Here is a 5,102-nt window from a genome sequence, read left to right as displayed (position 1 = left end):
CCCGGACCACTACAACATCGCCAAGGGTGGCGTGGCCACGGTGCTCGCACGCGACCATGACGGCTCCATCGCCGTAGCCGACATGGTGTGGGGCTTGGTGCCGCGCTGGTCCAAGGAGCCGGCCACGCCGTATACCACGGTGACCGCGCGCCTTGATCGCGCGCCGCGAAGCAGAATCTACGCGCAGGCGTGGGCGCAGCGCCCCTGCGTGCTGCCCATGACCGGCTATTACAAATGGGATCGGGCGCGCCGACCACCGTGGCCGCTGTTCGTGCAGCGCAAGGACGGCCTTGCCCTGCTCGCAGCGGGCCTGTGGGAACACTGGGAAAGCGACGACGGCCTGCAGCTGGACAGCTTCACCGTATTGACCGGCCCCAACAGCGCGATTCCTTCCCCACTCACACCGGACGGGCCGATCTTCATCGCGCCGGCCACCGCACTGGACTGGTTGAGTGGCGCCTTCAAAACGCCCTCGGCGTTGAGCGCCCGGGCCTGCACGCCGGCACTGGAGGCCTATCCGGTCAGCCGCGCGTTTCGTGATCCCTCGCGAGACGATTACACCCTGTTGGAGCCTGTCGATCCGGATACCGCCGCCGCTCTCGCCGAACCGCAGCAATGGGATGGCGATGGATGGGATGATCGCGACGCGGAGGAGTGACGTGCAGCGCACGTGAGCATCAACCTTTCCGGCGCTTGAACAGATTCCGCGCGAACGGCGAATTTCACCTTCGCGCCACCGCGCTCCCGTCAGGGTGGAGATGCCCAGCAACACGGGCTTCTCTCTAACCCATTGTGGAGTCAACCATGGACAAGAATCGCACTGAAGGCGCCAAGAACCAGGTCAAGGGCACCGTAAAGGAAGTCGTGGGCAAGGTCACCGGCGACAAGACGAAGGAAGTGGAAGGCAAGATCCAGAAGGGTGTTGGCGAAGTCCAAAGCGACGTGGGCAAGGCACGCGACGACGCTCGCCGCTGAGTCTTGACCCCACCGCTCTCTGACCCGCATCGGGCAGAGAGCCGTGGGAGGCTAGCCGTGTGCATCGCCGGCGTACGCCACCCAACCTCTGAACGAAAGCGCGGCGTAGAACAGACTCGGCCGCTCGAATCCTGCCTCGACCAGCAGCGCGACTTCTTCCTCCGGCGACAAGGTGGGCAGTCGGCTGGCGATCGTATCGGCCCGTACAGCGGCCGCCTCGCCGCCCAGTCCACGCGCTGTCACGAACGCCGCCCAGCGCTGGAACCACCGGCGTTTCTCTACCGGATCGCCCGGCACGCTGTGGTGCGCGATGATCAACGGTGCACCAGGCGCGAGCCGACGCCGTAGTGCACGCAGCGTACGCAGGCGCTCTTCGGCCGAGAGAAAATGCAGCGTCAGCAAGCAGGTGGCGCCATCGAATGCGGTAACGGGCGCACTGTCGATATAGCCTTCGATGAGTTCCACCCGGGCGGACAGCGCATCCCCGAGCACGCGCTTGGCCAGCCCCAGCATCTCGGCGGAAGGATCCACGCCGGTGAAGTGCCAGGCAGGACTCGCCTCTGCAAAAGCCTTCAGCTCCATGCCACCGCCCGCCCCGAGGACCAATACGCGTCCCTGGGCAGGCACATGTTCGGCCAGCAGGACGTGGGTCATCTGATGCAACGCCTGGACGCCGGGTACCTGACGGACCAGGTTGTCTGTGTACTGGGCGACGGCATCGGGATCGGAGAAGGACATGCAGGCCACCTTGTTCACAACGGCCCTTAATGTAACATTATTAGTTACATTAAAGATCGCATCACTCCAGCAACCCCATCAATGCGTGGTGCACCGCCACCCCCGCCAGCGCGCCCTCGCCCACTGCCAGCGCGATGCTGCCCGCCATCCGGGCCGCGTCGCCGCAGGCGAAGACACCCGGCACCGTAGTCTGCTTGGCCGAATCGGTGGTGATGCAGCCGCCATCCTTCAGCTCACAGCCCAATTGCTCGGCCAGATCACTGGACAAACGCGAATGCGGCGAGATGAACAGCGCATCCACCGCCACACGTCGCCCATCGGCGAGCACCACCGTGGCGGTGTCTTCCACGCACTGCACCTGGGTCGACTCGATCACCACGCCGCACGCCTCCAGCCGTGCGCGCTGCTCCGTATCGATCCTGGCGGATGTCTCGCTGCAGAACAGCGTGATCTGCCCCCAATCGCACAGCAGCAGCGCCTGGGCCGCACCGCCATCCTTCGCGCAGCCAATCACCCCGATGCGCCCTTCAAACACCTCGTAGCCATGGCAGTACGGGCAATGAAAAACGCTTCGGCCCCAGCGCTCGCCGATGCCCTGGATATCGGGCAGCTCGTCGGTTACCCCGTGGGCCAGGATCACTCGACCCGCCAGAAACGTGTGGCCCGCTTCAACCTGGATCCGGAAGCGTCTGCCGTCATCGATCGGCTGCGCCGCCACCGCCGTACCGGTGAGCCAGGTCAGGGTGGGATAGCGCAGCAGCTCGTCACGCGCCTGCGAGGCGATGTCCGCCGGCGGAAGGCCTTCCCTGCCAAGAAAACCATGGGCGACGCGGGCATTGCGGTTGCGCGGCCTTCCCCCGTCGATGATCAGCACGTTGCGCCGGGCACGGACCAGCTGCAGCGCTGCGGACATGCCGGCGTAGCTGCCGCCGATGATGATCACGTCGTACGTTTCGTTCTCGGGCGCGGGAGTGGACATGGGGCTTCCAAGGCTGGGCTGAGAGCATCATGCGCCCGCCCATCGGCTACATCCTGTGAGGCAGCAGGATTGGACGCGCATGCCCCTGGCGGCGGGATGAGGGCTTGAATTCCCTGGCAGGTAGCGGCTACGTTTCCTGTACGCCCTTCATGGAAGAACTGCGATGCGTTCAAGGTTGATGCGCTCCTACCCGGCGACCCGGGCAGCGACCCTGACTGTCGCCCTGTTCGCAGCCGCCGCGGCAACCGCCGCTGAGCCGCCCAGCTTCTTCTCCGCGCTGGATCACTATGGCAACGAGGACTACGCCGCCTGCAGCACCACCTTGGGTGAGCTCTACAGGCAGGGCATCCCCTTCCCCGACGGCGGCGAACTCCTGTTGATCGAATGCACAGCCGCTGCGGGCGATCATGCTGAGGCATTTGCATACGTTGATGCCCTGCTCGCGAGCGGTCGCCTGCCGCTGGGCGACCTGCGCACGAAACAACGGCCCGGGCTGGACGCACTGCGTGCCGATCCGGCGTGGCCGGCAGTGCTGCAGCGCGTGACCGCCGAAGAGAAGAAGCGCGAGACACTGCGCGATGCGCCCCTGCGCCGTGAGCTGTTGGCGCGTGAGGCAAAGGATCAGGCGGCACAACATGCCGCCATCGCGGCAGGCGGCGGAGATGCATGGGGGCAGACCGCGCCGGTGAAGGAAACCAATGCGACCTGGCTGAAGGGCATCATCGCCGAGAAGGGCTGGCCGGGTATCGCGCGGGTCGACCGCGATGGGGCCAAGGCCGCATGGGTGATCGTGCAGCATGCCGATCATGACCCGGCGTTCCAGGCGCAGGCATTGGCCTTGATGCAGAAAGCCGCTGAAGCCGGCGATGTCGATGCCGCTGACGTGGCGCTGCTTACAGATCGCGTGTTGCTGGCGCAAGGGAAGCCGCAGCGTTACGGAACGCAGTTCGGGGATGCTGCCGATGGCGCGATGGAACTGCGGCCCACCGAGGATATGGAAACGCTGGACGCGCGGCGGCGTGCGGTGGGCTTGCAGCCGTTGGCGGCGTACAAGGCGATGCTGTCGGAGATGTATGGCAAGGCGGTCAGATAGGCTGCGCTGCGTTTATCGCCGGCACGCGGGACGCTGACTCACACGGAAGACTGGACGGCGCCGATCCGCCGGTAAAGCGATGCAGGCTGCCCAGATAGCGCCAATGCAGGGCTGCGGCATCCTTCCAGCAAAAACATCTGTTCAGCGCTGGAACCCACATTGGTTGTCGCACTGATAATGAAACACGACTCTCCAACATCTTCAGGCTCGATCGGGCGAAGCGTGACGGCTGTACTGTGCCCATGGCGGATCTGTCGAACAGCAATGAGGCTGTGGCTCTATGCCCTCGCAGGGCTATACCGACACAACTTTCATTGCGGAGAATCCCCCACGACCACACAAAATGCTGAAGCATTGGAGTCATTCAACATCACCAAGGGGCAATTACGACACGCCGCAGAATAGACAAGGCTTACCGTGTGGGAGAATGCACCTTCAATTCCATTGAATCGCCGCCGGCCGACTTCCGATACAAATGCACCGCAGCAATACGACCTGACGACCTGGACATAACCATCAAGCCCTAAAGGCTTGATTCCATTGACCAATGGAAAATACCCGCAACAACCACGGTGAATTGAGATTAACTTATGAATGCAGCTTTTGAAGAATAACTGTCTGAACTTCAATCAAATCTAGTGGCACTTGGCCTAGAGTATGCCAACGACGGCGCTGACGAAATTTTCTTTACTGCTCAAAAGAAAGAAACGCCTGCCGCTTCGATGCCTTTTACACAATTTGCCCGCCGGGCAAGAAAGGATAGTTGTGAGAGATGCTGCCTCGAGTCCCTTGGACCGACTGGCGTCGGGCACGTTGATGCCACCACACGTCACGCGCTCGCATCTCAAGAAATACTGATCATAGATCACGCACCACCCTCCGCCATTGGAACCATAAAGCAGCCAATATGAAATTAGATGCTGACTGGGAAGATACGATAGTCTCCCTCATACTCAATTCAGAAACCAATGTTGGAATTAGTGATGAAGAAATACATGCCGCACTGGCGAAAATGGAAGACTTGTGCAAGGCATACAAAGGACAAACGACACTACCTATGCGAATTGCAAATGTACTAATTGACATGCAGTCAAGCCTTATTATATATAGCGACAGACATCGCCAACACCTTAACAATGAGAAGATGGCAGAAAAGATATTCATAGCCGCGCTTGATCTTGCTTCGATTGCAAGAAATATGACTTCTGACCAAATAGAGAGATCAAGCGGTGTTGTTTGAAGCTGGAGGGAGGCGGAAGAAGCAAGTTGTTGCAAAATGAAACGACTGACCATTGCCGCGGGGAGAAGTCATCAATT

At 61.5% G+C, this 5,102-nt stretch carries 6 protein-coding genes; 4 read left to right on the top strand and 2 right to left on the bottom strand.

Annotated features, from left to right (window positions below):
- Positions 1-658, top strand: a 658-nt coding sequence (locus ACE026_RS07115; RefSeq protein WP_486038521.1) for an SOS response-associated peptidase, incomplete at its 5' end; no start/stop codon positions are given.
- A gap of 146 nt (positions 659-804) precedes the next feature.
- On the top strand, positions 805-975 hold the full coding sequence (locus tag ACE026_RS07110; RefSeq protein WP_019184192.1) for a CsbD family protein: 171 nt from the start codon (positions 805-807) through the stop codon (positions 973-975).
- A 51-nt stretch (positions 976-1,026) separates the two neighbouring features.
- On the opposite strand, the gene ACE026_RS07105 is transcribed toward ACE026_RS07110, so the two are convergent.
- Both ACE026_RS07105 and ACE026_RS07100 read right to left on the bottom strand, forming a co-directional pair.
- On the bottom strand, positions 1,027-1,713 hold the full coding sequence (locus ACE026_RS07105) for a class I SAM-dependent methyltransferase (RefSeq protein ID WP_486038520.1): 687 nt from the start codon (positions 1,711-1,713) through the stop codon (positions 1,027-1,029).
- Positions 1,714-1,774: 61 nt separating this feature from the next.
- Positions 1,775-2,692: an NAD(P)/FAD-dependent oxidoreductase gene (locus ACE026_RS07100; RefSeq protein WP_486038519.1), complete on the bottom strand. Its 918-nt coding sequence runs from the start codon at positions 2,690-2,692 to the stop codon at positions 1,775-1,777.
- A 163-nt stretch (positions 2,693-2,855) separates the two neighbouring features.
- On the opposite strand from ACE026_RS07100, the gene ACE026_RS07095 reads away from it, so the two are divergent.
- Positions 2,856-3,785: a DUF6624 domain-containing protein gene (locus ACE026_RS07095; protein WP_486038518.1), complete on the top strand. Its 930-nt coding sequence runs from the start codon at positions 2,856-2,858 to the stop codon at positions 3,783-3,785.
- Between the two features lie 907 nt (positions 3,786-4,692).
- A complete protein-coding gene (locus ACE026_RS07090) occupies positions 4,693-5,025 on the top strand; it encodes a hypothetical protein (RefSeq protein ID WP_486038517.1) in 333 nt (110 codons plus the stop codon).
- Positions 5,026-5,102: the final 77 nt, after the last annotated feature.

Source organism: Stenotrophomonas sp. AGC87 (assembly GCF_057333975.1).
This window is presented reverse-complemented; position numbering and strand designations above follow the sequence as displayed.

What these genes read in the sequence shown, in the direction of transcription:
- ACE026_RS07100 (WP_486038519.1), bottom strand. Translation starts at nt 2,692, where the DNA reads ATGTCCACTCCCGCGCCCGAGAACGAAACGTACGACGTGATCATCATC.
- ACE026_RS07095 (WP_486038518.1), top strand. Translation starts at nt 2,856, where the DNA reads ATGCGTTCAAGGTTGATGCGCTCCTACCCGGCGACCCGGGCAGCGACC.
- ACE026_RS07105 (WP_486038520.1), bottom strand. Translation starts at nt 1,713, where the DNA reads ATGTCCTTCTCCGATCCCGATGCCGTCGCCCAGTACACAGACAACCTG.
- ACE026_RS07090 (WP_486038517.1), top strand. Translation starts at nt 4,693, where the DNA reads ATGAAATTAGATGCTGACTGGGAAGATACGATAGTCTCCCTCATACTC.
- ACE026_RS07110 (WP_019184192.1), top strand. Translation starts at nt 805, where the DNA reads ATGGACAAGAATCGCACTGAAGGCGCCAAGAACCAGGTCAAGGGCACC.